Raw genomic sequence first — 26,048 nt, 5'->3', positions numbered from 1 at the left:
TGACCCGAGAACTACGAGGTGGGCAGGCTCAGTTGGCCGACTGCCGGCAGCCGTAGGGACGTGCGTGCCAGATCGACGGTGATCGTCGGGCGGTCGGGCGCGCGGCCGGCGATGCCCCAGTCGGTGCCCGCGACGATCAGGGCCAGTCGGTGCCCGGCCGGGACGACGTGGTCGACGCTCGCGAGCGTGAGGGTGAGGGTGTACGGCTTGCCGGGCGTGAGCGGCTGGACCTTGTGCGCGTCGGCGGCGGTGCCGAGTGCCGCCCAGCCCCGGCTGAAGACGGTGCTCGTGACGTGCTTGGTCCTGGCTGCCGTCTTCTTGTAACAGCCGCTGTCCTGGGCCGAGTTCGCGCCCCAGCAGGACGTTCCGGAGACCGTGGAGACGCCCAGACCGGCCGTGTCGTAGTCCCGGACGGTGGCTGGGCCCAGATCGACGAGGACCGCCGACAGGTGCGCGGTCGCCGTCGTCGAGGTGGCGGTCACGGTCACCTGTGAGGCCCCGGAGACGCGCAGTGGTTTCGTGAGCGGCTTGGTGACGAAGCCCGCCTTCTCGCCGGTCGGCTGGTCGATGTGCGCGGCCCAGTCGAGCTCGGACTTGTCCGTGGCGTCGGTGAAGGTCTCGGTCCCGCCGGTTCCGGGTTTCGTGCTGAGTGTGCCCACGCCCGCCTGTGTGCCCTGAACGGGGTTGAGGGTGACGGGAGTTGTGGACTTCGGCGGCCAGACCGCGTCCGTGGTCCAGTGGTCCGGGGTCCGCTCGATGTCGGCCATCGGCGCGCGGTCGATCCCGTTGTCGTAGCCGAGGAGTTCATGGTCGAACCAGTGGTGCAGGGTGTCGACCCACTGCGTACGGCGGTAGTCGAAGGGGTCGACGTGGCCGGTCTGGGAGAGCCAGATCTTGCGCTCGACTCCGTTCGCGGCGAGGGCGTCCCACCACTGGCCGACGTTCTTGGTGCGGACGGTGAGGTCCTGTTGACCGTGCACGACGAAGACGCTCGCCCTCACCTTCTTCGCGTCCGCCACATAGTCGCGTTCGGCCCAGATCGGGGACCAGTCACCGGACTTGACGGCCGCGTCGCCGAGCGGCTTGTTCACGGCGGCGCAGCGCTTGCCGGCGGCATCGCTCTCGACCGTGCGGATGAGCGCGCCAGGGGTGGGCGCGTTGCCGACCAGCCCGGCTCCCTGGGAGAAGTAGGCGTCGTACCAGGAGGAGATGGAGCTGATCGGGACGATCGTCTTCAGGCCCTTCACGCCGGTCGCGGCGACCCCGTTGGCGATGGAACCGTCCCAACTCTTGCCGATCATCCCGGTGTTGCCGTTGGTCCAGCCGGCTTCGGCGGGGGTGGTGCCGGTGTGTGTGGTGTAGGCGTGGGCGCGGCCGTTGAGCCAGTCGACGACCGTCTTCGTGGACTGGATGTCGATGGGGCCGCCGGCGTCGGTGCAGCCGTCGGAGCGGCCGGTGCCGGGGAGGTCGACGGCGACGAAGGCGTAACCGCGCGGGACGAAGTAGTTGTCGTAGAAGAGCGGGAAGCCGACCGGTCGGCCCTCGGCGTCGTAGGTCTTCTTCTGGTTCTCGTTGCCGCGGCCGCAGCAGGAGTAGTACGGACTGGCCTCCATGATGACCGGTATCTTCCGGCCCTCGGCGGCGGGTTCGGCGGGGCGCACGATGTCGACGGCCACCCGGTCGCTCTTCCCGTCACGGTCGTCGTCGCGCCCGGTGTCGACCCAGACGGTCTCCCGTACGGCCTTCTTGTACGAGTAGACCGGTTTGGTCTCCCCGGTGGGGCCCGCCGATCTCGACGCCCCCGACCCCGTCTTCGTCTTCGTCGTCGAGGCCGCGCCGACCGCCTTCGAGACAGTGGGGTGCGTCGAGGAGGAGCAGCCGGTCAACAGGGCGGCGACCGCGGTCGCGACGAGGGCCGACAAGGCGAACTGCCTCCGGGGAGGGCGTTCGTGGGATGAGGACGTAGAAAGGTTGGGGTGCACGTATGGGTAACGGGCCGGTCCTCGCCGGAGGTTGTCGTGATGACGTCGGGAGTTTCCAACTTGCTCTGAGCTGAGGGGTGCTGACGCAGCGTCAGGGTCATGGGCGATTGTCGGACATGTGCCTCGTTCTGCTGGCAGTGGGTGGTGTGCCGGCGGAAAATGCGGCTACGAGGCAGCCCGCGCCCCATCGAAGGCGTCCCGGAGGACGCGTGGGACGCCTGGGAGGAACCGTTCCGTGTCTTGTACCGGGACTACGTGCGCGTCCAGCGGGAGAAGGAGTCCGGGGTCAAGGCGGTGAGCAACGCCCTTCAACGGTCGGGGAGTTACGACCAGTTACCCGCCTCCCGTGTCGCCGCCTCGCAGATGCACATGGGACTGATCACGATGGTCGAGTACATGGCCGTCACCATGCAGAGCCGGTTCTGGCGCTTCGCCCCCTCCCCGAAGTGGCGCAACCTCGGTGTGTTCGGGCTGCTCGACGAGACCCGGCACGCCCAGTTCGGCCTGCGCTTCTCGCACGCCCCTGCTGAAGCACGACACCCGCTTCGACTGGGCGCAGAAGGCCTACCACACCAACCAGTGGGCGGTCGTCGCGGCGAAGAGCCTCTTCGGCGGCATCATGCTGGGCGCCGACTGCGTGGAGGCCTGCCTCGCCTCCAACCTGACCTTCGAACACGGCTTCAGCAACATCCAGTTCGTCGCCCTCGCCTCCGACGCGATGGCCGCAGGCGACGTCAACTGGTCGAACCTGCTCTCCTCCATCACTCCCTCGACAACGGCCACCACGCGATGCAACTCGGCCTGTGGTTCTACCGGCCCACCCTTTTCTGGAACACCAGCGCCGGGGTGTCCAAGGACGAACGGGCCTGGCTCAACGACAAGTGCCCCTAATGGGAAGGGAATTGGGGGCGTCCTGTGGGACGAGGTCATCCGCAACATCAACGCCGGCCACATCGACCGCACCCTCCCAGAGACCCTCCCCGCCCTGTGCAGCGTCACCCAACTGCCCCTCGGCACCGCGATGTCCCGCGAGCGGCTCCACCCCGTCTCCCACGTCCGCGACGGCCGGATCCACCACTTCGACAGCGAGATCTCCAAGTGGTGCTTCGAGCAGGAACCCGAGCGGTACGCGGGCCACCGCACGGTCGTCGACCGGTTCATCGGCGGTGACATCACCGTCGGCGTACCCCTCGACGCCCTCATCACCGACGACCTGGGGCGAGACGCCCACCGTGCGGCCCGCTGGACCCGGGCCCTCCTGGCATTCCTGACCGACGCGGACCCCGGAAACCGGGCCGTCCTCCAGGGCCACCTCGACACCTGGGCCGCCCACGGCACCGCCATGGCCGCCGCGGGTGCCCGACTGCTGGGTACGCCGGACGTCGAGGCCACGGCGCTGGAGGCGTGGGACGAACTCCTGGCGGCTGGCGGACTTGCCCGCCCTCGGACGCCGTCGGCGCTCAGGACGGACGGCCGCCGAACTGCCAGTTGTGCACCTCGATATCGGCGTACAGGTCCCGGGTCAGCACGGCGCGTGCCGTCTCCGGGTCAGGTGCCCGGAGCAACGCCGCCGTGCCCAGCCAGGTGGCGCCGTCGTCGGACAACAGCGGTCCGTACGCGATGAGTTCGTCGCCGGGCGGCACGGCCAGGTCCACGGCCTGTCCGGCGCCGAAGCCGAACACCAGGTACCGGTTGCCGCCGGTCCGGCCGCCGGGGAAGTCCCACATGGTGCGCCCCAGCGTGTTGCGCCACCGGCGCAGCAGTACGTCCCGGTAGACGCCGGCCTGATAGTTGGGCTCGTCGAAGGCGAACGCGCGGGCGGCGGCCGGATCGGGCAGGTCGAGGATGTGCACGCTGCCGGTGGGGGTGTCACCGTCGTCGGCGAGCGTCGGACCCCGGGCGATCATCTCCTTGGCGTACTGGTCCATGTAGGACCAGTGCCGTTCCAGCAACTCGTCGCGCAGGGTGAGGGAACCGGGCCGGTCGCGGTGGTAGCAGAGGAACTCCATGCCCGAAGGATCTCCTGGTGGAGGTGACCGGGTCGAGCGGGTTTGGCGCCCGACCCTGCGACCAGCTCATACGGATCAGACGGTCACGACGCGTCTGCTTCCGTTCCCTGGCCACCGCCGGCGGCGTTCTCGCAGGTCGTGAGGAAGTCGATGAGCGCCGCGTTCACCTCGGCGGGGCGTTCCTGCTGGGTCCAGTGGCCGCAGCCGGGCAGCTCGATGGGTGCGCGTACCAGGCTGGGCATGAAGTTCGGGAGCTGGGCGATGATGTCGCGCGCGCCGGGGAAGGCGGGCACGAGGTCGCGGTCGCCGAAGATGTACAGGGCGGGCCGGGTGACGACGGCGTTGTTCCACGGCGCGGTCAGGTCCCAGTTGCGGTCGAGGTTGCGGTACCAGTTCAGGGCGCCGGTGAAGCCCTTGGAGAAACTCTCGGTGAGCGCGTCGAGATCCTCCTCGGTGAGCCACTCGGGCAGCACCTCGGGGTCCTCCATGGCCGCGAGCCAGCCCTTCTCGGGGTCGACCAGCGGCTGCATGATCTCGCCGGAGGGAGAGGCCGAACCGGAGGCGGAGTAGAGGAACTTGCGGAGCGTGGTGCGGGTGTCGCGCCCGAACTCGGCGTCGGCGACGCCCGGTTGGTTGAAGTAGTTCCAGTAGAAACGGCCCTGGAAGATCTCCTGCATCATCGCCATCGGACGCTGCGGCCCCCGGTACGGCGGCGGCACGCTCAGCCCGGCCACCCCGAGCACCAGGTCCGGTCGCAGCAGCGCGGTGTGCCACGCGACCGGCGCACCCCAGTCGTGCCCGACGACGTACGCCTTCTCCTCGCCCAACTCCTGGATCAGACCGACGACATCGCCGACCAGATGGAAGATGGTGTACGCGTCGACCTCGTCCGGGTGGTCACTGCTGCCGTATCCCCGCTGGTCGGGGGCGACCACATGGAACCCCGCGTCGGCCAGTGCGCCGATCTGACGGTGCCAGGAGTGCCATGACTCGGGGAAGCCGTGCAGGAGTATCACCAGGGGGCCTTCGCCCTGCTCGGCGATGTGCAGGCGGATGCCGTTCACGTCGACAAAACGATGCGTAACCATGCGGACGAGGCTACGTGTCGTGCCCGTCGAGCCGCGTGGCGGGTTTCGGCCTAACGGCCGGGAGGCCGTGCCTCGTCGTCGCCCTCCTCCTGGTAGGAGTAGCGCTGCTCCTTCCACGGGTCGGCAAGGTTGTGGTAGCCGCGCTCCTCCCAGAACCCGCGCCGGTCCTCGGTGAGGTACTCGATGGCGCGCAGCCACTTGGGGCTCTTGTAGCCGTACAGATGCGGCACCACCAGCCGCAGCGGGAAGCCGTGTTCGGCGGTGAGGGGCTCGCCGTTGTGGTGGGTGGCCAGCAGGGTCTGCGCGGCCGTGAAGTCGGCGAGGCGGAGGTTCGTCGAATAGCCGTACTCCGCCCACGCCATGACATGCGTGACCTCCGGCGCGGGCGGCACCAGCTCCAGGACGGTGCCGGCGTGGATGCCGTACCACTCGTGATCGGTGGAGGTCGGGCCGGACGCGCAGTGCAGATCGGCGACGACCCTGACATGCGGCAGCGGCGCGAGCTCGTCGAACGTCCAGCTGTGCTCGGCACCGTCGGCCGTGGCGCCGTGGACGCGCAGATTCCAGCGCTCGGGACGGAAACGGGGGACGGGCCCGTAGTGCGACACCGGCCAGCCATGCACATGACGCTGGCCGGGCGGAACGGGACGGGACGCGTCGGCGGCCTCGGCCGTACCTTGTCGGTCGCTTGCCACGGGTGGCGCCCCTTCTCCGCTGCTCTCCTGGTTACGCCTACCTTCCCCGATCAGCGTAGGCGCTCACGCGCGACCGGGCCGACTCAGGGTCCCGATGCACGCCCACGCTTCGCCCGCCCCTGGAATGTCGGCTACGGCGGCGCCGCGTCAGACGGTCGCCAGGGACACCTCGGTCGACTTGATCAGCGCGACGACCGGCGAACCGGTCCGCAGACCCAGGTCGCCGACCGCGTCCTTCGTGATCGCCGCGGTCAACTCGCCCCCGCCGACAGTGACTTTGACGACGGCCATCGCCCCGCCGGTGGCGACATCGCTGACCGTGCCGGGCAGCTGGTTGCGGATGGACACCCCCTCCACCCGGCTCGTGGCGAGCGCGACCTCGGTGGACTTCATCATGGCGCGCACAGCCGTACCCTCGGCGAGCCCCAGGTCCTTCACGGCCTCCAATGTGATCGCCGCGGTGAGGTCCTGGCCGCCGTCGAGGCGCACCTTCACGGTCGCCATCACCGCGCCGGGCGTGACGGCCGTGACGGTGCCGGGAATCTGATTGCGGATGCTCAAGCTCATGACGGAACGCCTCACAGAGAAGAGGAAAGGTCTGGATTGCCGGATTTCTTACCGACTGTGCGTCCACAAGCTAGCCGCTCCCGCCGCGCCCGTCACAGACCCTGTCGCATCCGCCACCTGGCAGTTTCCTTCGGCCTGGCAAATCCGAGGAACCCGCGCACAGTGACAGTGGCTATCAGTGTTCTGCTGTTCCGCCCTCGGCATGCGCGCATGCCGAGGGCATGAGGAAAGCCAGCTGGCAGATACGAGGTGACCTGCGCCTGTGCCCTCGTAATCACGTTTCGATCCGGCCGTCGTCCGGGAACGGTCGAGCGGGATGTGCTGGCCCGTGATCCAGATCGTGGAGCACGCACCGCAGGAAGGCCCCTACGCCATCGGAACCGTGATCGAGGCGCCCGGGCTGCCGACGCGGGTCTGCCGGACCTGGTGGTGATGGGCGGGGCGATGGCCGCCTGCGCGGACTTCCTCAGCCGTGGCGCCGAACTGGCTTTGCTGCGCGCCGTGTTGGAGACAGAGATCCCCGTTTTCGGGGTGTGTCTCGGCGCTCAGTTGCTGGTCGTCGCGGCGGGCGGTTTGCCCGGCCCGGCAACGGCCCTGCGTGAACGGGCCGGATTCACCGCGCCGGGCGGCACCCTGCTCCTGTTCCGCCCCACGGCCGCCCCTCGACCCGGACGACCCCCTCGCCGAGGAGAACCTCCGCCCCGCCCTGCGAACGGCCGGCTGGGACCTGTCCCGCTACGAGGACGCCCCGCATCACTTCCTGGCCCCCGCGCGTCACGCATCGCCGGGTGGAGCGAGCCGGCCGTAGGGAATCACGTTGCCGAGAACGATCTAGCTGGCTAGGTTCGCCCCATGGCTGATGACGAACCCACGCGGGCCGCAGGCCTGATCGATGCCCAGGCCAAGGCCGCGCTGCTCTTCTCGGAGGTCGAGGAGCGCGGGCTCGTGGCGCCCGGCGAGGGGGAGCGGGCCGTCAGCGACCGGGTTCGTGACCTCGCGAACGAGCTGTTCGGGACGACCCGGCACTGGCACAAGCGGATCGTGCGCTCGGGACCGAACACGCTCGCGCCGTACAAGGAGAACCCGCCGGACCGGGTGATCGGCGCGGACGACATCGTGTTCGCCGACTTCGGGCCGATCTTCGAGGAGTACGAGGCCGACTTCGGGCGGACCTTCGTGCTGGGCGACGACCCGGTCAAGCACCGGCTGCGCGACGACCTCCCCAAGGTGTTCGCGGCCGGCCGGCGCTTCTTCGAGAACACCCCGGACATCACCGGCGCTCGCCTGCACACCGAGGTCGCCCGCCTTGCCGACAAGGCGGGTTGGGAGCTCGGCGGTTGGCACGCCGGTCACCTGGTCGGCGAGTTCCCGCACGAGACGATCGATGGCGCGCACGTCGAGTCGTACGTCACCCCTGAGAACGACACCCCCATGCGCCGCATCGACAAGGCCGGTCGTGCCTGTCACTGGATCCTGGAGGTCCATCTCATCGACCGCGAGCGGGGATTCGGCGGTTTCTACGAGGAACTCCTCACCCTCTGACGGTAGTTGGTTCGGTGATAGTTGATCCATGGGGACCGGACGTACGCCGTTCTCGACGGAACGGGCGCGGTGGGCAGCGCCAAACTCCCCGGCAAGTGGGGCGAGTTGCCGCGCTGCTGGGCCTGCAGGTGTCCGTCTCCGGCGTCGCGCCTGCGGGTGGGGAGGCGCGTCACAAGTCACCCGGTCACTTCACGAAGCGGTACTTCAGGTGCGTGGCGGTGGGTGTCTCGACCACCCTGACCTGCTCGACGCGCTGCGGTCCCGCGGCCGGGCCGTCGAAGAGCCGCAGGCCCGCGCCGAGGAGGGTGGGCACCACATGGAGCTGGAGTTCGTCGATGAGCGCCTCCGCGAGGTACTGCCGCACCGTGCTCGCACCGCCCGCGATGTCGACATTCCCGTCACCGGCGACGGCCTTTGCCCGGTCCAGGGCGCTGTGGATGCCACCGATCCGGCCAGACCTCAGCAGCAGTGCCTCGATGCCGGGTGCGCCAGGGGTCTCCATGGCCACCACAAGACCGTCGCGCACGTGGATGGAGCCGCCGGGGGTGCCGGTCACGACCACTGTGCAGGAACGCTGTCGGGTCCGGAGGGCCGTCAACAGGGCGGGAACGTTGCGGGAGTCGGCGAGCGGTTCCTCGGTGCCTTCCGTCATGCCAGCAACTCGTCGGCGTGCAGCCTCAGTTCGCGCAGCGCCGAGCTGAGGTTCGTGCGGTCGCGGTCGACGGTCGCGCACAGCAGCAAGGGGTCGTCCTGCCGGGGGAGTTGGATCGTCACGAGATGCCGGGTGGAGGTCGTCACGATGACGCTCTCCAACTCCCCTGAAGCGCCTGCCCGAATGAGGCGGGTGCGGGCCAATTACGCTATTTCGCAGGGCTCCTGACTGACACTCATATGCCTGACTCCGCATAGGAGAAGCCGGTGACGGCATCGTTACCCGCACGGCTCGCATGGAGAGCGTTTTCGTGGCGAGATGCCGAATCTCGCAGGGGCGGCACGAGGGCCGGGCGCCGCGGCAGACCAAGCCGGCCGGCGTGCCGAGGGCTTGCCGAGGACTTCACGACCGGCGACGAGACGGACCTGCTCCGACGAAGGGAGAGGGGCAGCCGATCCCAGGAAGCAGGAAGCAGCAGCCCGCAAGAGAGAAGAGTATACGTAATTGCGCCACCCTGGAATGGCGTGCCGGATCCGTCCATGCGATCGGCCCCCCATTCGGCATCGCGCCTGGAATGAGGGGCCGAAATGTAGAGGCGGCCCGGTCAGTGGTCGCGATGGACCCAGCCCGCGTCGTGCCAGTACGTCTCAAGGTTCTCCATCGGCTCGGGCCAGGTCTCGATGTAGGTGACGCCCTCCGGCCCGGCTGTCATGAGATAGGGAGTTCCGGCCTTGCTGATCCAGAACTCGCCAGGACCGATGGTCCGACTGCCCTCTTCCCCGTCCTCGCCCCAGGCGACATGGAACGCGCCACCGAAGACGATGATCAACTCATCGAGGTTGTGATGGTGGCGGGGGACCGCGAAGTCCGGCGCGCACCGCAGGCCGTTCAGATTGAACGACGGGTCCACCTTCGTCGACCACCACATGTTCCCTTTGAAGGTCTGCTCCATGTCGACCGGCGCATCGGCCAGGAGACCGCCCTCGTGCCACAGATACGTGGGAGCGGACTGGTCGACCGGCAGCTCGATCCAGCCCTCGTCCGACAGCAGATTGAAGAACTCGATTCCCATGCCCCGATACTGGGGACCCGGGTGGGACGTGTCATGCGTGAATCCCGATGAGCGGAACCTCTCGGCGACACGATGTCCGGCCGTGCATACGGTCGCCGCGTGACTCTTACATTCGGTGATCTGGTGGAAGACGCGGACTGGGTTCCGATGGGCCTGGAGCAGCAGGGCCATCCCCAGTACTTCTGGAACGACGGCGGCCTGCTGCGGGACGCACCCGTGGACTTCGCGGCGACGTTCGACGGGGCGATGTGGGTGACCACCAAACCCATCGACGTACCGCACTTCAACCGCAACCCGCTGCGCGTACGCCCGGACTTCACGGTGCCCCGGCACCACCACAACGTCGACGAGATGCTGTTCGTCCTCGCCGGCGAGTACAGCATCGAGCACTACGAGGCGGGCGAGCCGCAGACCGTGCGGATGGGGCCGGGGGACGTCTTCCTCAGCCGGGCCGGCACGCCGTACACGATGACGGCGGGACCCGAGGGAGTCACGTACATCGAGACCTGGCCCAAGCCGGTGCGGGAGCTGGAGACGTACTGGCACGACGTCGGCTGGGTCAGGCGGTAGGTCCTCGACACGATCGTGTCCCGGCCCCTGGAGGCCGGGACCACGGATCGGACGGGTCAGTCGGTCCACAGGAACCGGTCGGCGACCCGGTGGTGGTTGTAGACGGTCATCTCCTGCTCCTCGCTCAGCCGGTGCCCGTCGAAGCTGGGAGAGTGCATGCCCACGGTCACCTCCCTGGCGTTCATCAGGTCCTGCGTGAAGATCTCGCCGAGGTCGGCCTCACGGAAGTCCTCGAAGAACTGGGGCTGGAAGTCCCGCTTCTTGTCGTAGTCGGCGACGGGGATCTGGTCCAGGCTGAAGATCTCGAACAGGCAGCTGTCCGGGTCCAGGCCGTTCGGCCGCGCCCGGTAGCCGAAGACCGAACCCTGGTTGGGCAGCAGGATCGTGTTCGGGAACACGTTCCACGCCGTACCGGCCTCGGCCCACTGCTGGGGCGTGATGTCCGGCCAGTCGTAGCCCTCGGCGAGCGACAACTCCTTGTACAGCTGGAGGTAGTACTGGCCGGCGGTCATCCCCTCCGGCACCTCCGCCGTCTTCAGCGCCTCGGCGGCCCGCCAGCTCCGCTCGTTCTCCAGGCCGCGCATGTCGTCGGCGATGTACTGCACGCTCAGCGCCACGCTGAGCCGTTCGTCGGTCACGCCCCCCGTGCCCCGGTTGGCCGGGTCCTTGGCGGTGTCCTTCTTCTTCGGGCCGACGCTCGAATAGTGGGCGTGCCGCTCGTACACGGTCGTGGGCGCCCACATCCGGTTCTCGAGTTCCTTCATCGAGGCGATGTTCGTGTTCGACTTGTCGAAGCGATAGAGCTGCGGATGCGTCCCCGCCACGTGATAGGCCTCAAGGAATCCGTCCAGCGCGGTCTTCCAGTTGCACGGCAGCAGCACGCTCTTGTGCCACCGGTAGCGCATGTTCTCGAACTGGAACGGCGCGAAGATCCGCGGGATCGGGTCGAGGTATTCGAGGAGGGGTTTCGCGTCGGGGTCCATGTTGATGAACACGAACCCGCCCCACTGCTCCGCCCGTACCTGGACCAGGCCCAGGTCGTCGTCGGAACGCGGCACGAACTCCTCACGGTCGAGCACCAGCCTGATCGAACCGTCCAGGTTCCAACGCCAGCCGTGGAAGGGGCAGATGAGCGAGCCGACCCGGCCCCGGCCCCGCGCCAGCCGTGTACCGCGATGCCGGCACGCGTTGAAGTAGGCGCGGATCGAGTCCCTGCCCTCCCGCACGATCAGGATCGAATGACCACCGATCTCGTACTCGACGAAACATCCCACGCCCGGCAGTTCCTCAAGGCGGCAGGCCAGCAACCACGCCCGCGTGAACACCTTCTCCAGTTCCAGCTTGAGGAACTCGGCATCCAGATAACGGCCCTTGGGCACGAACGCACGGGACAGCCGGTACTTCTCCGGGACCTTCTCGGCGGGCACATCGCCCTCGAACCACGGAACCCGACGGTCCACTCGGGGCTCAACCACTGCAGACACCGATCACCACTCCTCCACTCGACATACGTGTACGGCTCAAGGCGGCCGCACGGGGACGTCAGCCGGCGTCGGGGCTGGCGACTTCGGTCCCGTCGGCGCGCCGCACCACGTGGATGCAGTTGCCCGGGCACTCGTCGGCGGCGTCGATCACATCGAGACGCAGCCGCTCCGCCACATCGGCCTGCGCGCCCTCGGGCGTCAGCAGTTCCCCGTCGGCGGCGTTCTTGACGTAGGCCAGTCCGTCGCCGCCGAACTCGAAGACGTCGGGGGCGTACTGGGTGCACAGACCGTCACCCGTGCACAGTTTCTGATCGATCCACACCCGCACCTCATCGCTCACGAGCCTCGCCCTCCTCGTCCACGGAAAGTCGTGCGTCATCGCCGTCCGTCCGTCGACGCGTCGTCGCGGTGGCGGTGAAACGACTCTCCACGCGGCGTCCCGGGCCGTCCACCGGCCGTCCCATCAGCCGGGACCAGCGCGGACGTCCCTGCTCGGAGCCGTCCTACACTCAGCCGGCCGACCGTCCCGCCGAGCTGGGTTCCCGTCCGTCGTGCCCGTCGCCGTACCGCCATCCGCACGCCACGGCGCCGCAGTGCGCCCCGTCCACTCTCCCCAGGAGGCCGGCCCGTGGCCGAGACCGTGACCACAGACATCCTCATCGTCGGCGCCGGCCCGATCGGGCTCTACGGCGCCTACTGCGCGGGCTTCCGCGGACTGCGGACCGTCCTGGTCGACGCGTTGCCGCAGTGCGGCGGCCAGATCACCGCGCTCTACCCGGAGAAGGAGATCCGCGACATCGCCGCCGTCCCCGGCACCCGGGGCCGCGACGTCGTCACCGCCCTCAAGGACCAGGCCGACGCGTTCGACCCGGCCTACCTCCTCGGCCGTCAGGCCGTCGACCTCGCCCACACACCTGACGGACGCCCCCAGGTCACCCTCTCCGACGGCACCACCGTCGACGCCGGAGCGGTCGTACTGACCGCCGGGATCGGCACGTTCACCCCGCGCACCCTCCCGGCGGGGGAGGAGTTCCTCGGGCGTGGGCTGAGCTACTTCGTCCCGGACCCGGCCGAACACGCCGACCGTGACGTCCTCGCCGTCGGCGGCGGCGACAGCGCGGTCGACTGGGCCCTCGCCCTGCACCCGATCGCCCGCTCGGTGATCCTCGTGCACCGGCGCGGCGCGTTCCGGGCTCACGCGGCGAGCGTGCGCGAACTGCACGCCTGCGGAGTCGACATCGTCACCAACGCCCAGGTGGAGACCCTCGCCGGCGACGACCTGCTGCGCCAGGCGCACCTGCGGGTCGACGGGGAGGAGGAGGCCCGGGTGCTGAAGGTGGACGCGGTCGTGGCCGCCCTCGGCTTCATCAGCAACCTCGGACCACTCGCCGACTGGGGCGTCGAACTGGAGCGGCGCACGATCGTCGTCGACACCCGGATGCGTACGACGGTCGACCGGGTCTACGCCGCCGGCGACATCACCGCCTACCCCGGCAAGGTGCGTCTGATGTCCGTCGGCTTCGGGGAGGTGGCGACCGCGGTCAACAACGCGGCCGTCGCCCTGGACCCCGCGCTGTCCCTGTTCCCCGGTCACTCGACCGAGTCCGCCTGAACGCCCGACTCCCTCTCGAAGAGCCATTCTCCGAGAGGGGGTCGAGGAGGACCGGGACCTGGCCTAGCGGCTCTCGTCGGCCATGTCGACGGCGGCGATGTAGGAGAACGCCATCGACGAACCCACGGGACCGCCCGCGCCCGGGTAGATCCGGCCGGACATCGGCGCCATCGTGTTCCCCGACGCGTACAGACCGGGGATCACCGAACCGTCGGGCCGCAGCACGCGCGCGTGCTCATCCGTCTTCAGGCCCCCCTTGGTCCCCAGGTCGGACAGCACGATCGTGGCCGCATAGAACGGCGGTTCGTCGATCACGCCCAGGCAGGGGTTGGGCCCGTCGGTGTGGGCCCCCGCCATGTGCGTGATCATCAGGTCCCAGGGATCCTCACCGCGGCCGAACTGCTCGTCCTTGCCGCCTCGGGCGTACCCGTTGAACTGCTCGACGCTCTTGGTGAGCACACCCGCGGGCAGGCCGATCAGCTCCGCCAGTTCCTCCAGCGTTTCGGCCCGCTTCAGCACACCGGCGGCGAGGAACTTCTCGACGTCGAACCAGCCGGGCACCTGCGGCGCGACCGGCAGCCCGGCGAACGCCCGTCTGTTGTCGATCTGGCGCTGGTCGAACACCCAGTGCGTGGGCAGGTGCGACACGTGCGAGGACCTGTGTGCCCTGAGCATCTCGTGGCCGGCACGGTCGTAGGGGAGACGTTCGTTGAGGTAGCGCTGTCCGGCGGCGTTGACCCAGATGCCGCTCCACACCGACGTGTAGAACACCGGACGGGTGCCGGGTACGACGAGGCCCGGCGCGAACCACGACTCGTCGAGCAGGTCGGTCGCGGCGCCGATGTCGATGCCCGCGGTGAGGGCGTCGCCGGTGTTGCCCTCGCAGCCCTGAGTCCACTCGTCGGTGACCCCGGGCTGGAAGCGTTCACGCAGCGCGCCGTTCCGCTCGTAACCGCCGGCGGCGAGCAGGACGCCCCGCCCGGCACGGAAGGTCACCGGCTCGCCCTCGCTCAGGGCCTCGACCCCGACGACCGCACCGTCCTCGACAATCAGGCGCTCCAGCGCGGTGTTCGTGCGCACGGTTCCGTTGCCGGTCTCCATGAACGCGAGAAGGGCGCGGCCGATGAGGGCCTGCCCGCCGATCATCTCCTGCGGGACCTCCACTCCCCAGCGCTCCGTCCACAGCGGCCTGCGCACCAGCGGCTCCAGGTCGCCGAGTTCGGACCGGTCGAGGTTCTCGGGGAAGATCGTGCGGCCCTGGGGCAGACTCCCGGGACGGCCGGCGAAGTAGTCGGGCACGCCCTGCCAGAAGAACCGGCCGAACCGCGGGTTCTTCTCCAACTCGTCGATCAGGGTGGACCCCACCTGCAGGAAGGCCTCCCGCAGTGCGGCTGGCGAGTCGTCACCGACGATCGCGTCGAGGTAGGGGCGGGCGACGTCGGGGCCGTCCTCGACGCCGGCCCGCTGCTCGGCCGCGTTGCCGGGCAGCCAGATCCCGGCGCCCGAATAGGCCGTGGTCCCGCCGACGTACTCCGTCTTCTCGATCACCAGCGTGCGCAGCCCACGGGAGGCCGCGGCGTACGCGCCGACCAGCCCCGCGCCCGAGCCGACGACGATGACATCGTAGGAATCAGCAGTGCCTTCGCCGCTCATGACGGCCCCTCTCGTGAAGTGTCGAGCATCGGACGGACCCGGCCGGCTCCTGTGGACGCGGGCCGTGCCGCAAGAGAACAGTGCACTCAGTCACGGATCGCGTTCGACGCCGCCTCAAGGTGCGCGAACCCCTGGGCGGCCTCCTCGTCGAGCTCCATGACCTCGACGAAGTGCCCCAGCTCGGCCGTCATGTCGAGGTACCCGAACCGGATGGCGCCACTGTCCCCGTACTGCTTCCACGACCTGCCGCTCGCGGCGACGATCGCGGACGCCTCGTCGAAGTCGTCGACACGGAAGCCCAGATGATGCAGCGTCGCCGGCGCCCCGGGCCTGACGGCCCCGCGATAGAGATCGACCTTGCCGCCGACCGGGCGGATGATCTCCAGGTTGGTCGGACCGGCGTTGACCAGGGCGACATCGATGACCCACTCGTCGGCGGGCACCCCGTCCACCACGACGAAGGTGCCGCGCGGGTCGTCGGCACCGGCGGGCGGCAGACCGCCGCCGAGCGACGACTTGAAGTGCTTGACGCACTCGACCGTCCCCAGCCTCGACTCCAGGAACGCGGCCGCGGCGTCGATGTCGTCGGTCACGTATCCGAGCTGCATGAAGTTGCGGAAGAGGTCACTCAACGATCGCACTCGGCACCCCCTTGTTCTGATCGGCCCGATCGGCCACGGGGAACGACTGTCCCGCCGCCCTCCGCGGTCGTCCATCGCATGTCCCACCAGACGGAATCGGCCGCGTGGGCGCGGCTGGGGAGTGGCACGATGCGGCGTTGACCACATCGAGTGCGGGGACGGCGCCGGGGAGCGTGGACCGGGCAGCGATCGAGCACCGGCTGATCACGATGCGCAAGTCGGTCGTACAACTCGACTCGCTCGGACGGCTGGACGGCGCGCGGCTGGCGAACGACCCGGGCACCGGGCTGGCCGTCGAGCGCGTCCTGGCCCTCCTGAACGACCTCGCCTCCGCCATCAACCGCCATGTCGCCGAAGGGGTGTTGGGCGAGGCGCCGCCGCGGACACCCACCGCCTCGTTGGGCGCGGCCGAGCGGGCCGGGCTGATCGACGCCGAACTGGCGGCCGCCCTCGCGCCGGCGGACGGACCGCACCACGTCCTGGTGCAGCTGTGTCTGGACGCGGAGCCCGAGGAGGTCGCCGCGGTCGTCTCCGCCGCGCGCTCCGGATACCGGGAGTACGTGCGGCAGGTCACCGACTGGATCAGCGCGAGCACGCCCGGCCGGACGGTGTGAAGGTTCAAACGACAGCGGCTACAGTGCGACCATGACGACGACGCCACGCTGGCTGGATGCCGAGGAGATGCGGGCCTGGCTCGCCTACGTCGAGTTCTCCACCCTCCTCTCCGACCACCTGAACCGTCAGCTGCGGCGCGACGCGGGGATGACGCACTCCGACTACATTCTGCTCGCCCACCTCTCCTCGATTCCGCAGGGCAGGCTGACCATGTCGGAACTGGCCGAGCGCCTCAAGATCACCCGCAGCCGGCTGACCCACGCCGTGACCCGCCTCCAGGAAGCCGGATACCTCGACCGCCACGAGGACCCCGAGAACCGGCGCAGCCAACTTGCCGAACTCACAGCACAGGGACGCGAGTTCCTGGAACGCGCGGCCCCCGGCCACGTCGAGGCCGTACGCCGCGCGGTCTTCGACGCGCTCACACCCGAACAGGTACGCCAGTTCGCGGAGATCGGCGAGGCGATCAACGCGGCGCTCCATCGCGAGGAGGCCGCCGGGGACGACCAGGAGGCGCTGCCGTGGCGTCGGCGGTAGGGCGCGGGCGAACCTGAACTCGCCCCGCTAGCCGACGAGTTCGCGTATGAGCGCGGCCACCTGCTCCGTCTCGATCAGGAACCCGTCGTGGCCGTACGGCGACTCGATCACCCGGAGCCGGTCCGCGGCCGGGATCCCCGCCGCCAACTCGGCCTGCTGGTACGGCGGATAGAGCCGGTCGGAGTCGACACCGGCGACCAGGGTCCGGCGGTCACCCGGCGCAGCGCCGCGCGTGTGCCCCCGCGGTCGCGGCCGATGTCGTGGCTGTTCATGGCCTCGGAGAGGATGACATAGCTGCCCGCGTCGAAACGGTCACGCAGCAACTGCACGCGCAGCTTGATGGCGAAGGCGCCCGGGCCGAGTGCCGGCCAGTAACGCAGGCCGTGGCAACTCGGGTCCGGCTCGCTGAAGTCGGGGAATCGGTCGGTGTGCGCGCCGAAGTCGAAGGTGCCGCCGTCGACCACGACACCGCCGATCGTGGTGCCGTGCCTGCCGAGGAACTTCGTCGCCGAGTGGACGACGATGTCGGCGCCGTGCTCGATCGGCCGCAGGAGGAACGAGGTCGGCACCGTGTTGTCGACGATCAGCGGCACCCCTGCCGCGTGCGCGACATCGGCGACCCCTCGCACGTCGAGGACGTTGCCGCGCGGATTGCCGAGCGTCTCGGCGAACAGGGCCTTCGTGTTCGGGCGGACGGCGGCCCGCCACGCCTCCAGGTCGTCGGGGTCGTCGACGAACGACACCTCGATGCCGAACTTCGGCAGCGTGTGCCGGAAGAGGTTGTACGTGCCGCCGTACAGGGACGTACTGGAGACGAGGTGGTCGCCCGCCGACGCCAGGGTCAGGATGGCGAGGTGTCGGCGGCCTGCCCGGAGGCGAGGGCCACCGCGGCGACTCCGCCTTCGAGGGCGGCGACGCGCTGTTCGAAGACGTCCTGGGTGGGGTTGTGGACGCGGGTGCAGGTGTTGCCGGGCTCGGCCAGCTGTAGGGTCTCGCCACTCGCGACATGGTGATCTTGAGTGATCTGGGCGTTCTCGGCTGTCTCACGGCCTTGTCCCGCTTGATCAGTCTCAAATCCGTGGCATTTCCTCGCGAGGCGAGGTCGCGATCAGGCGGCCTGCCTGTGTCGGCCGAGGGCACCACGCTGGGCCCCGAGCGCGAGGACTGCCGTCGAGCCGAGATCGCGCAGCCCTCGTTCGCGGCGTGCGCCAGGGCGAAGCGGTTCCGTCTGAACCCGTCACGGGCCGCTCGAACTGGCGGCTACGCCCGCCAGGTCTCCACCCAACTGAGAAGCACCGTCCACAGCGGAAGCTGAGGTGCCGCCCGGAGCCTCAAAATACTGCTCCATGACGGGATCCCTAGCAGCTGAAGGCAGGCGTGGGAGCTGCGTCGGCGGCGGTTGCCTGGACGGAGTGTGCCGCGCGCTCTGCTGCGGCGAGGGCGCCCTCGATGTGTCCGGCGTACTCGGTGGCCGTCTCGGTCGACGCCCAGTGCAGTCGGCCGCCCAGTGCCGGCTGCTGGTAGAGAGCGTGACCGAAGAGCGAGTAGTCGGCGAGCCGGTGAACGGTGGACGGGGCGGTCCACCGTTCGGTGCTCCAGTTCTGTATGTACAGGGTGGTGGGGGTGGCGGCGGCCGGGCCGAAGAGCTGGGCGAGCTGGTCGGTTGCGGCCTGGTCGAATCCCGGGCGGACGGTGCGGGCGTGGGCGAAGCCTAAGAGCGCGGCGGGCTCAGCGTCGGGCCCGGACATGTCGTGTATTTCCTGCAGCGGTCCAATCCTGCTGAACGCCGCGCCGGCCAGGCCCTGTTCCCGCCAGAAGGCGGTGGGGTAGTGGGCGACGACCTTGGCGACGGTGCCCATCCAGACGGGGGTGGAGCGGGCCAGGCGTACGAGGCCGTCGGGGAGGGCGTCGGTGAAGTCGATGCGTTCCAGGGCCAGAGCCGGGGGCAGGGCCAGCACGACGTGCTCGGCGTGCAGGGTTCCGTGATCGGTGCGTACGTCGAGGCCACTCTTCCCGGCTGGGTGGATGGCAGTGACGGGGGTATTCAGGCGCAGGGTGCCGGTGGGCAGCGTGGCTGCGAGGGCGTCTGCCAGGGACTGGGAGCCGGACGCGAAACGGCGGGAGGGTGCGTCGATCAGGTTGCCGGTCAGGCGGCGCGTCCCGGTGGCTTCCTGGAGGACGGTGTCGCCGGCGAGGTGCTGGTCGAAGACGGTGACGCCGCTGTGTGCGGCCAAGGACGCTACGCGGTCCTCGTTGTCCCAGAACCAGGTGGCTCCCAAGTCCAGGGATGTGTGGGGTGCGGAGAGGAGGCGCCCGCCGATACGGTCGCGGGCTTCCAGGACAACGACCTTGTGCCCGGCGGCGTGCAGGGTCGTGGCCGCAGTGAGCCCGGAGGCGCCAGCGCCGATCACGATCACATCGTGGTTGTTGTGGGGGGACATGTGTGACTCCAGGTCTGCTCGGGTCGGTCTGACCCTGGCGGTGTCCCGGAGTCGCCTGTCCGGGTTTTCTGAGCCGGCGGCACCACGGTGTGGCGAGGGCCGCCTCGCCTCACGGCAGCGTCAGGGGGCCGGGCGGTGGAGGGCGGTCAGGCGGCGTCGGCCGGGTCGAGGACGATGCGGAAGCGGGGGGCTCCCGAACGCAGCCGGGCCACGGCCTCGCCGGCCTGCTCCACCGGCATGCGCTCGATCATCGGCCGTACATCGTTGGTGACGGCGAATGCCATCGCCTGCTCGGTCTCGCGGGGGCTTCCGGTGAGGTGCCCGGTGACGGTGTGGCCGTTCATGACGAGCCGGGCCGCCGGAATCGTCACGGTTCCCGCGTCGACGCCGACGAGGGTGAGCTGCCCGTGCGCCTTCAGTCCTGTGAGGAGTTCGTCGGCGGGGGTGGTGGTGGAGGCGGTGTAGACGATGAGGTCGGCGCCGCCGAGTTCCTTCAGGGCGGTTCCGGGTGCCTGGGCCTGACCGTCGATGTAATGGTGCGCGCCGAGGTCGCGGGCGAGTTTATCGCGCTCTGTGCCCCGGGCGATGGCGATCGTCTCGTAACCGAGCCGGGAGGCGAACTGGACGGCGAGGTGGCCGAGCCCGCCGAGGCCGAACACGGCGACGCGTCCGCCGGCGCGGATGCCGGCCTTGCGTACGGCGTTGAAGGTGGTCACGCCCGCGCAGCCGAACGGGGCCGCGTCGAAGAAGTCGAGTGCGTCGGGGATGCGGGCGAGCGCGTCGGCGGGCACGGTGATGCTCTGGGCCCAGCCGCCCGGGTAGGACAGGCCGGGGATCTTGCGCTCGGAGCAGTGCACGACGTCGCCCGCCCGGCAGTACGCGCAGTGGCCGCAGCTGCCGCCGAACCAGCCGACGGCCACCCGGTCCCCGACCGAGAACCCCTCGACCTCCACTCCCACCTCGGCGATGACACCGGCGACCTCGTGCCCCGGAGTCACCGGGAAGGCGGTGCCCTCGCCCCTGGCGGCGGCCGTGCCGAGGTCGGCGTTGCACACGCCGCTCGCCACGACGGACACCCGCACCTGCTTTCTGGTCGGCGCTGTCGTCTGGGCCACGGAGGAGTGAAGAGGCCCCTCGGGCTCGGTCACGACCATCATCACGCTGGTGTCTGACATGGCGGCCATCCCTTCGAGCAGGCCGCTGCATATAGCTGGTGTTTATGCTGGATCGGCCAGAGCTCTACCGTAGATACAGGCAGGAAAGCCTGGTAGAGGACATTGCTGAATGGAGTCATAAGCCATGGCTATGATCGATCGCCTGAATCCCGAAGGCCTCCGGTACGCGCAGGCGGTCGCCGAGACCAAGTCGTTCAGCGCCGCCGCCCGGGCCTACGGCGTCACCCAGCCCGCCCTGTCCAACGGCATCGCCAAGCTGGAGGAACGCCTCGGCGAGCGGCTGTTCGACCGGTCGCCGCGCGGCGTGACCCAGACGGCGTTCGGCACCCGGATCCTTCCGCTGATCGAACGGGCCGTGTCCGCGCTGGACGCGGTCGCCGCAGAGGCCAAGCGGCTGACCGAACCCGGCGAGCAGAAGATCCGCATGGGGGTCTCGCCCTTGATCGCCTCCCCGCTGGTCGCCCGGGCGTTCACCATGGTGCGCGAGCTTCCCGTGCCCCGCGATCTCGTACTGCGCGAGGCGAACATGCAGGACCTGCGGGAATGCCTGCAAGACGGTCAGCTCGACATCATCCTGATCCCGGCCGTGGCCGCGATGCCGCGCTTCGAGCACCGGGTGATCGACGTGGAGCCGGTCGTCGTCGTCACCCCCGAGGCCGACGGGGACGCGCCGCTCGAACTCGAAGACGTCGGCCAGGAGCCGTTCATCCTGGTGCCGGACACCTGCGGCCTGACCACCTTCACCACCCAGCTCTTCCAGGCCCACGAGATGCCGCTGAACACCTACGCCGGGGAAGCCGCCAGCTACCAGGTTCTGGAGGACTGGACCAAGCTCGGCCTGGGCTCGGCCATGGTCCCCCGCTCCAAGCTCACCTCACCCGACGTGCCCCACCGGCCGCTGTGGGACCAGGGCCGCGAAGTGCAGATCTCCTTCGAGGCGGTGTGGAGCGCCGAGGCCCCGCTGGCGGGCGACCTGCTCCGCCTAGCCGACGCGCTCGCGGCCGCCCGCTGACCCCGACCTGCATTCAGAGTGCTTATGTCTTGATTCGCCAAGATCCTCTACCGGATCCCTCGCTGCCTGCCTACCTTCGCAGATACGACGCGGTTTCCGCCGCGTCAAACAGCACCCGCTGAGGAAGAAGGGCATAACCATGGCATATCTCCAGATCACGCTACAGGTGGCCCAGGCCAACCGCGTCGCCGCCGCAGGCGTGTACGAGAAGTACAAGCAGCCGTTCCTGGAAACCGCCCCCGGCGCGACCAGCAAGCAACTCCTGGTGCGCGACGAGGACGTGCAGGTCCTCCACGGCTTCACGACTCCGGCCGACGCCGAGGCGTACCTGGACAACGAGCTGTTCACCCGCGATGTGGTCGGCGGCCTGGCCCCACTCCTGGAGGCAGCCCCCGACGTGCGTGTCTACGACACCGTCTGAGACCAGCAGGGCGGTCCGCCGACCGCGGCCGCCCTCCCTGAAGGAGACCGGAGTCATGCACGAAGTACACGCACTGCTACGTGAGTACGACCGGGCCCGCGTCTACACCGACGATCTGTGGCGCGACCTCACCCCGGATGAGGTGACCTGGCGCCCGCACGAGAACTCCAGCGCCATCGGCTGGCACCTGGGTCACCAAGCCCACGTCGCCCACTTCATGGTCCGCAACCTCACCGCCGCCGAGCCCAGCCCCGACCCCGAACTGGACGGTCTGATGGACTCGGCCAATCCGGAGCAGTTCCGCGGCGCCCTGCCCACCGTCGAGCGGCTCACCGCCTTCCGCGAGACCGTTGCCGAACGCGTCCACGCCCGCATCGGCGCCATCGCCACCGGGCAGGTCAGCGCTCCCGGCCAACTGGCCGTCGTCGCCACGCACTTGCTGACCGCGCTGATCAACCACGAGTACCAGCACGACCAGTGGATCAGCGAAGTCCGCGCCGACAACCTCGGCCACGCGCTCCCGCCCGACCCTGCATCGGACCGGCTCAGCCGCGTCGATGGCTATCTCGTCTGCAACCCCTACGCCTGACCCAGAACATCGCCCCGGACGCCCCGTCCCCCTCGCCGCGTCAGGACCCCCACCTAGGAGCACCGCATGTCCAGCACCATCCTCGACTTCTCCGGCAAGAAGGCCATCGTCATCGGCGGCACCAGCGGCATGGGCCAGGCCATCGCCCGACGCGTGACCGAGGGCGGCGGCACCGCCGTCGTCACGGGCCGCACCCAGATGAGCGCCGACCAGGCCGTGGCCGAACTGTCCGCCCACGGCAAGGTTGTCGGCCTGGCCGCCGACCTCGCCGACCCCGCGGCCGTCGACGCCCTGCGCACCCACCTCACCGAGGACCACGCGGACGCCACCCTCCTGGTCAACGCCGCAGGCGTCTTCGCCCCCAAGCCCTTCCTGGAGCACACCGGCGACGACTACGACCGCTACCAGGCCATCAACCGAGCGTTCTTCTTCCTCACCCAGACCGTCACCGGCAACATGATCGAGCACGGCGCGAAGGGTGCGGTCGTCAACGTCGGTTCCATGTGGGCCCACCAGGCCGTCGCCGCCACCCCGTCCTCGGCGTACTCGATGGCCAAGGCCGGCCTGCACTCACTCACCCAGCACCTGGCGATGGAGCTCGCCGGCAACGGCATCCGGGTCAACGCGGTCGCCCCGGCCGTGGTCCGTACTCCGATCTACGAGGAGTTCATCCCGAAGTCGGACCTGGACTCCGCGCTCGATGGCTTCAACGCCTTCCACCCCCTCGGTCGCACCGGCACCCCCGAGGACGTCGCCGCCACCGTCGCCTTCCTCCTGTCCGACCAGACCGACTGGGTCACCGGCGCAATCTGGGACATCGACGGCGGCGTCATGGCCGGCCGCAACTGACCGACCCCGCACCCCATTTGGAACCCGGGCGGCGAACGAGCCGCCGAACACGGCAGCCCTGGAAGCGGCCAACGTGCTGGAGACGCTCGCGCGCACGAAGGCGCGCAGAGCCGGTACGCATGTATGGCCACCACGGTGGCCGTGCGCGTCGGCGCCGTGGCCGTCCGTGCCACCGAGGATTTCCGCGCCCCGGTCACTGCGGCGAATTGCCGCCCCGTACGTGCGGGAAGACCTGGCGGTCCTGATGCCGGGCCGTCTGGGCGATGTCCTGGATGACGCTCCAGAAGGCGTCGTGGTCCGGTGCCGTGGCGAGGCCGAGCAGCGCGCGCCGGACGGCCCGTGCATGGGCCGGCCGGGCGGCGGCCAGCGCGGAGCGGCCGGCGTCGGTGGCCGTGACGAAACGCCGCCCGGCCGGCGCGGCCTCGCGTTCGAGGAGTTCCCGGTCGGTCATGCGGGACAGCTGGCGGGAGAGCCGGGCCCGCTGCCAGCCGAGCATGGTGACCAGTTCCTGCTGGGCCATGCGGCCGTCGCCGTTCTCCACCACCCTGGACAGGACCGAGAAGTCCGCCACGGACAGCCCTGCGGCCGTCTGGATCTCCTGCGCGACCGCCGCGGAGACGGCCTCATTGGCCTGCTTCCAAGCGATCCACCGCGCTGTCTCACCGTCATCGAGTGGCCGTGTCATGCGTCCACCATAGCCTCGTGTTGCCATGTAAACACCCGAGGTGCATGCTGTTTACATGACAACAGCAACGGCGTACTCAGTCCTCGTCACCGGCGGAAGCTCGGGCATCGGTCTCGGTCTGGCCGCGCGGTATCTCCAAGCAGGTCACCGCGTCATGATCACCGGCCGTGATCCCGGGCGGCTCGCCTCAGTCGCCGGGCAGCTGCCCGGAATCGAGACCTTCGCCAACGACATCGGCAGCCCCCAGGACCGGCAACGACTGGCCGACCACGTCACGCACGCCATGCCGGAACTCGACGTAGTGATCAACAATGCCGGGATCCAGCGGCGGGTAGGCATCGCGGAGGACCGCGCCCCGTGGGCCGAGGCCCAGAACGAAATCGACATCCTGCTCGCCGGCCCCGTCCACCTGGGCCGGCTGCTCCTGCCGCACATGCTGCGGCACGGGCGCCCCAGCGTGCTGGTGAACGTCACCTCGGGCGGGGCCTACATTCCGCAGCCCTTCGCTCCGTTGTACAGCGCGGCCAAGGCCGCACTGCACAGCTACACCATGAACCTGCGCCACGTACTGCGGGCGACGCCGTGTCGGGTGGTGGAGCTGATCCCCCCGGCTGTGGCCACCGCACTCGCCGGCCCCGGCCACACCCATGGCGCCGACCCGGAGGAGTTCTGCGACACCGTCTTCCCCCTCCTGGACGGCAAGCTGCCCGAGGTCGGATTCGGCCCGACCGCACAGCCCGCCTTCACCGACCGGCTCGCCGCCGAACACCGCACGTTCGACGCCGCGTCCACCCGCTTCGCCGTGCCGCTCTACCGGCCCGACGGCACAGTGGAGCCGGTCAACAGCTAACTGTGGCCGAGCAGTTGGGGGATTCAGCCGTCGAGGATGTCCCTCGATCCTGCCGGTTACGCTGTCGCTTCCAGGCGGTCGAGGAGTGCCTGTTGGCCGGTCGGGGGCAGGAAGGTGGATCGGATCGCGTTGCGGGCCAAGGAGAAGAGGGTGGTCCGGTCGAGGCTGAGGTGTGCGGCGCTCGACGCGTACGTGTGGCTCAAATAGCTCTCGAAGTAGGCGGGATCGTCCGAGTGCAGCGAGACGTTGAGGCCCGCCGAGAGCATGTCCGGCAGCGGATGGGCGGCGAGGGACGGTACGACTTTCAGCCTCGCGTTCGAGGTGGGGCACACGGTGAGCGGCGTTTGGGCGGCGGCGATGTCACGGACCAGTGCCTCGTCGCCGAGAACCGCGATGCCGTGGTCGATGCGGTCCACCTGGAGGAGTTCGAACGCCTGGCGTACGTACTCGGCGGGGCCCTCCTCGCCGGCGTGGATGGAGGTCTTGAAGCCCTGCCGTCGCAGTTCCGCGAAGTAGCGGGTGAACTTCTCCGGCGGGTTGCCGTTCTCCGCGCCTCCCATGCCGAATCCGCCGATCCTCTCGGCCCAGGGGAGAACGCTGTCCAGCAGCTCGAAGGCATCCTTCTCGCTGCGATGGCGGTGCGCGCTCACCAGCAGGGAGGCGCTGATCCCGGAGCGCTCGCCCGTGTCGGTGATCGCGTCAAGTACGCCGCCCAGGACGGCACTTGTCGCGATGCCGCGGTCGGTGAAACTCTGCGGGCCGAAGAAGATCTCGGAGTGCACGACGCCGTCCGCGTGGGCGCGCTCCAGGTAGGCGGTCGTGAGGTCGTAGAAGTCCTGCCGGGTGCTGAGCACCCGGCAGCCGGCGAAGTACAGGTCGAGGAACGAGGAGAGGTCCTCGAAGCGGTACGCGGCGCGGAGCTGTTCAGCGGTCTTCCAGGGCACGGCGACGTCGTTGCGTCGGGCCAGGGTCATGAGGAGTTCGGGTTCGAGGCACCCCTCAAGGTGGACGTGCAGTTCGACCTTCGGCAGTTCCCGGCAGAAGCGCAGCGTTTCGGCGTCTGGAGTGTCCGGTGCACCGGGGGCGTGCGCGGATTCGGCGCTGCTCACGAGGAGGAGGCCTTTCTGCTCAGGGTTGGCGGGCTGCGGGCCGGAGGAGCCCGGCCGTGACGATGTCATCGACATCCCGGACGGCTCCGGCGGCGAGCCCGTTCGGATCGGCTGTCGCCAAGGTTCCTGGGCCGCAAAGTTAGGCAATGAGTGTTGCGGCCGGTAGAGGATCACACTGAATCACGTCATAACCAGCAC

General features: G+C 69.4%; 28 protein-coding genes and 2 pseudogenes. 12 read left to right on the top strand and 18 right to left on the bottom strand.

All coding sequences use genetic code 11. The features are described 5' to 3' along the window. Positions 1-11: 11 nt before the first annotated feature. A complete protein-coding gene (locus ACGFY9_RS28185) occupies positions 12-1,886 on the bottom strand; it encodes a Xaa-Pro dipeptidyl-peptidase (RefSeq protein ID WP_393759052.1) in 1,875 nt (624 codons plus the stop codon). Positions 1,887-2,081: 195 nt separating this feature from the next. Between ACGFY9_RS28185 and ACGFY9_RS28180 the strand changes: the two are divergent. Then, positions 2,082-2,688, top strand: a pseudogene (locus ACGFY9_RS28180) (hypothetical protein); the annotation flags it as partial. Positions 2,689-2,853: 165 nt separating this feature from the next. Here ACGFY9_RS28180 and ACGFY9_RS28175 read toward each other — a convergent pair. From ACGFY9_RS28175 to ACGFY9_RS28155, 5 genes are all read right to left on the bottom strand, one after another. Further along, a complete protein-coding gene (locus ACGFY9_RS28175) occupies positions 2,854-3,294 on the bottom strand; it encodes a hypothetical protein (protein ID WP_393759069.1) in 441 nt (146 codons plus the stop codon). A 148-nt stretch (positions 3,295-3,442) separates the two neighbouring features. Beyond that, complete coding sequence (locus ACGFY9_RS28170) at positions 3,443-3,991, bottom strand: YciI family protein (RefSeq protein ID WP_393758660.1); 549 nt, start codon at positions 3,989-3,991, stop codon at positions 3,443-3,445. A gap of 83 nt (positions 3,992-4,074) precedes the next feature. After that, positions 4,075-5,079, bottom strand: a complete 1,005-nt coding sequence (locus ACGFY9_RS28165) for an alpha/beta fold hydrolase (RefSeq protein ID WP_393758658.1) — start codon at positions 5,077-5,079, stop codon at positions 4,075-4,077. A gap of 50 nt (positions 5,080-5,129) precedes the next feature. Beyond that, a complete protein-coding gene (locus tag ACGFY9_RS28160; protein ID WP_393758656.1) occupies positions 5,130-5,774 on the bottom strand; it encodes a molybdopterin-dependent oxidoreductase in 645 nt (214 codons plus the stop codon). 147 nt (positions 5,775-5,921) lie between these two features. Beyond that, positions 5,922-6,341 carry a molybdopterin-binding protein gene (locus ACGFY9_RS28155; RefSeq protein ID WP_393758654.1) on the bottom strand — a complete coding sequence of 140 codons (420 nt, stop codon included), beginning with the start codon at positions 6,339-6,341 and terminating at the stop codon, positions 5,922-5,924. A gap of 432 nt (positions 6,342-6,773) precedes the next feature. On the opposite strand from ACGFY9_RS28155, the gene ACGFY9_RS28150 reads away from it, so the two are divergent. Beyond that, positions 6,774-7,184 (top strand): gamma-glutamyl-gamma-aminobutyrate hydrolase family protein, encoded by a 411-nt coding sequence (locus tag ACGFY9_RS28150; protein ID WP_393758652.1) that lies wholly within the window; start codon positions 6,774-6,776, stop codon positions 7,182-7,184. A gap of 9 nt (positions 7,185-7,193) precedes the next feature. Beyond that, the gene (locus tag ACGFY9_RS28145) at positions 7,194-7,883 is read left to right on the top strand and encodes a M24 family metallopeptidase (RefSeq protein WP_393758650.1); all 690 of its coding nucleotides are present in this window, start codon (positions 7,194-7,196) and stop codon (positions 7,881-7,883) included. Between the two features lie 184 nt (positions 7,884-8,067). On the opposite strand, the gene ACGFY9_RS28140 is transcribed toward ACGFY9_RS28145, so the two are convergent. The 3 genes from ACGFY9_RS28140 to ACGFY9_RS28130 form a co-directional block, all read right to left on the bottom strand. After that, positions 8,068-8,535 carry a dihydrofolate reductase family protein gene (locus ACGFY9_RS28140; RefSeq protein WP_393758648.1) on the bottom strand — a complete coding sequence of 156 codons (468 nt, stop codon included), beginning with the start codon at positions 8,533-8,535 and terminating at the stop codon, positions 8,068-8,070. Continuing rightward, complete coding sequence (locus ACGFY9_RS28135; RefSeq protein ID WP_393758646.1) at positions 8,532-8,681, bottom strand: hypothetical protein; 150 nt, start codon at positions 8,679-8,681, stop codon at positions 8,532-8,534. Before ACGFY9_RS28135 ends, ACGFY9_RS28140 begins: the two co-directional genes overlap by 4 nt. Positions 8,682-9,139: 458 nt before the next feature. Then, positions 9,140-9,607: a hypothetical protein gene (locus tag ACGFY9_RS28130; protein ID WP_393758645.1), complete on the bottom strand. Its 468-nt coding sequence runs from the start codon at positions 9,605-9,607 to the stop codon at positions 9,140-9,142. A gap of 99 nt (positions 9,608-9,706) precedes the next feature. Here ACGFY9_RS28130 and ACGFY9_RS28125 point away from each other — a divergent pair, with 99 nt between their 5' ends. After that, on the top strand, positions 9,707-10,177 hold the full coding sequence (locus ACGFY9_RS28125; RefSeq protein WP_393758643.1) for a cupin domain-containing protein: 471 nt from the start codon (positions 9,707-9,709) through the stop codon (positions 10,175-10,177). Positions 10,178-10,233: 56 nt separating this feature from the next. On the opposite strand, the gene ACGFY9_RS28120 is transcribed toward ACGFY9_RS28125, so the two are convergent. Together ACGFY9_RS28120 and ACGFY9_RS28115 are read right to left on the bottom strand one after the other, a co-directional pair. Further along, the gene (locus tag ACGFY9_RS28120; protein ID WP_393758641.1) at positions 10,234-11,661 is read right to left on the bottom strand and encodes an SRPBCC family protein; all 1,428 of its coding nucleotides are present in this window, start codon (positions 11,659-11,661) and stop codon (positions 10,234-10,236) included. A gap of 58 nt (positions 11,662-11,719) precedes the next feature. Next, the gene (locus ACGFY9_RS28115) at positions 11,720-12,040 is read right to left on the bottom strand and encodes a ferredoxin (protein ID WP_393758639.1); all 321 of its coding nucleotides are present in this window, start codon (positions 12,038-12,040) and stop codon (positions 11,720-11,722) included. 249 nt (positions 12,041-12,289) lie between these two features. Between ACGFY9_RS28115 and ACGFY9_RS28110 the strand changes: the two genes are divergently transcribed. Further along, positions 12,290-13,273, top strand: coding sequence for an NAD(P)/FAD-dependent oxidoreductase (locus ACGFY9_RS28110; protein ID WP_393758637.1), 984 nt, complete (start codon positions 12,290-12,292; stop codon positions 13,271-13,273). Between the two features lie 63 nt (positions 13,274-13,336). On the opposite strand, the gene ACGFY9_RS28105 is transcribed toward ACGFY9_RS28110, so the two are convergent. Together ACGFY9_RS28105 and ACGFY9_RS28100 are read right to left on the bottom strand one after the other, a co-directional pair. Further along, positions 13,337-14,926 carry an FAD-dependent oxidoreductase gene (locus ACGFY9_RS28105; protein ID WP_393758635.1) on the bottom strand — a complete coding sequence of 530 codons (1,590 nt, stop codon included), beginning with the start codon at positions 14,924-14,926 and terminating at the stop codon, positions 13,337-13,339. Between the two features lie 86 nt (positions 14,927-15,012). Then, entirely contained in the window at positions 15,013-15,567 is a 555-nt protein-coding gene (locus tag ACGFY9_RS28100) for a VOC family protein (RefSeq protein ID WP_393758633.1), read from the bottom strand. Positions 15,568-15,704: 137 nt separating this feature from the next. Here ACGFY9_RS28100 and ACGFY9_RS28095 point away from each other — a divergent pair, with 137 nt between their 5' ends. Continuing rightward, on the top strand, positions 15,705-16,181 hold the full coding sequence (locus tag ACGFY9_RS28095; protein WP_393758631.1) for a hypothetical protein: 477 nt from the start codon (positions 15,705-15,707) through the stop codon (positions 16,179-16,181). Positions 16,182-16,212: 31 nt separating this feature from the next. Continuing rightward, positions 16,213-16,719: a MarR family winged helix-turn-helix transcriptional regulator gene (locus ACGFY9_RS28090; RefSeq protein ID WP_393758629.1), complete on the top strand. Its 507-nt coding sequence runs from the start codon at positions 16,213-16,215 to the stop codon at positions 16,717-16,719. Positions 16,720-16,746: 27 nt separating this feature from the next. Here the strand turns inward: ACGFY9_RS28090 and ACGFY9_RS28085 are convergent. The 3 genes and pseudogenes from ACGFY9_RS28085 to ACGFY9_RS28075 form a co-directional block, all read right to left on the bottom strand. Beyond that, positions 16,747-17,704: pseudogene (locus tag ACGFY9_RS28085) on the bottom strand (aminotransferase class I/II-fold pyridoxal phosphate-dependent enzyme); the annotation flags it as partial. Positions 17,705-18,077: 373 nt separating this feature from the next. Further along, positions 18,078-19,160 carry a flavin monoamine oxidase family protein gene (locus tag ACGFY9_RS28080; RefSeq protein ID WP_393758627.1) on the bottom strand — a complete coding sequence of 361 codons (1,083 nt, stop codon included), beginning with the start codon at positions 19,158-19,160 and terminating at the stop codon, positions 18,078-18,080. 146 nt (positions 19,161-19,306) lie between these two features. Continuing rightward, entirely contained in the window at positions 19,307-20,335 is a 1,029-nt protein-coding gene (locus tag ACGFY9_RS28075) for an alcohol dehydrogenase catalytic domain-containing protein (protein WP_393758625.1), read from the bottom strand. Positions 20,336-20,459: 124 nt separating this feature from the next. On the opposite strand from ACGFY9_RS28075, the gene ACGFY9_RS28070 reads away from it, so the two are divergent. The 4 genes from ACGFY9_RS28070 to ACGFY9_RS28055 all read left to right on the top strand — a co-directional run bounded on the left by ACGFY9_RS28070 (position 20,460) and on the right by ACGFY9_RS28055 (position 23,206). Continuing rightward, the gene (locus ACGFY9_RS28070) at positions 20,460-21,347 is read left to right on the top strand and encodes a LysR family transcriptional regulator (RefSeq protein ID WP_393758624.1); all 888 of its coding nucleotides are present in this window, start codon (positions 20,460-20,462) and stop codon (positions 21,345-21,347) included. A 139-nt stretch (positions 21,348-21,486) separates the two neighbouring features. Then, a complete protein-coding gene (locus ACGFY9_RS28065) occupies positions 21,487-21,768 on the top strand; it encodes a hypothetical protein (RefSeq protein WP_393758622.1) in 282 nt (93 codons plus the stop codon). A 55-nt stretch (positions 21,769-21,823) separates the two neighbouring features. Next, on the top strand, positions 21,824-22,357 hold the full coding sequence (locus tag ACGFY9_RS28060) for a DinB family protein (protein WP_393758620.1): 534 nt from the start codon (positions 21,824-21,826) through the stop codon (positions 22,355-22,357). Positions 22,358-22,423: 66 nt separating this feature from the next. Beyond that, positions 22,424-23,206 carry an SDR family NAD(P)-dependent oxidoreductase gene (locus tag ACGFY9_RS28055; RefSeq protein ID WP_393758618.1) on the top strand — a complete coding sequence of 261 codons (783 nt, stop codon included), beginning with the start codon at positions 22,424-22,426 and terminating at the stop codon, positions 23,204-23,206. Between the two features lie 193 nt (positions 23,207-23,399). Here ACGFY9_RS28055 and ACGFY9_RS28050 read toward each other — a convergent pair whose 3' ends face one another. Beyond that, complete coding sequence (locus tag ACGFY9_RS28050; RefSeq protein ID WP_393758616.1) at positions 23,400-23,891, bottom strand: MarR family winged helix-turn-helix transcriptional regulator; 492 nt, start codon at positions 23,889-23,891, stop codon at positions 23,400-23,402. 55 nt (positions 23,892-23,946) lie between these two features. Between ACGFY9_RS28050 and ACGFY9_RS28045 the strand changes: the two genes are divergently transcribed. Next, entirely contained in the window at positions 23,947-24,741 is a 795-nt protein-coding gene (locus ACGFY9_RS28045; protein ID WP_393758614.1) for an SDR family NAD(P)-dependent oxidoreductase, read from the top strand. A 56-nt stretch (positions 24,742-24,797) separates the two neighbouring features. Here ACGFY9_RS28045 and ACGFY9_RS28040 read toward each other — a convergent pair whose 3' ends face one another. Then, the gene (locus ACGFY9_RS28040; protein ID WP_393758613.1) at positions 24,798-25,850 is read right to left on the bottom strand and encodes an adenosine deaminase; all 1,053 of its coding nucleotides are present in this window, start codon (positions 25,848-25,850) and stop codon (positions 24,798-24,800) included. Positions 25,851-26,048: the final 198 nt, after the last annotated feature.

The sequence above is a fragment of the Streptomyces sp. NPDC048504 genome (genome assembly GCF_043200035.1).
Taxonomy (GTDB): domain Bacteria; phylum Actinomycetota; class Actinomycetes; order Streptomycetales; family Streptomycetaceae; genus Streptomyces.
This window is presented reverse-complemented; position numbering and strand designations above follow the sequence as displayed.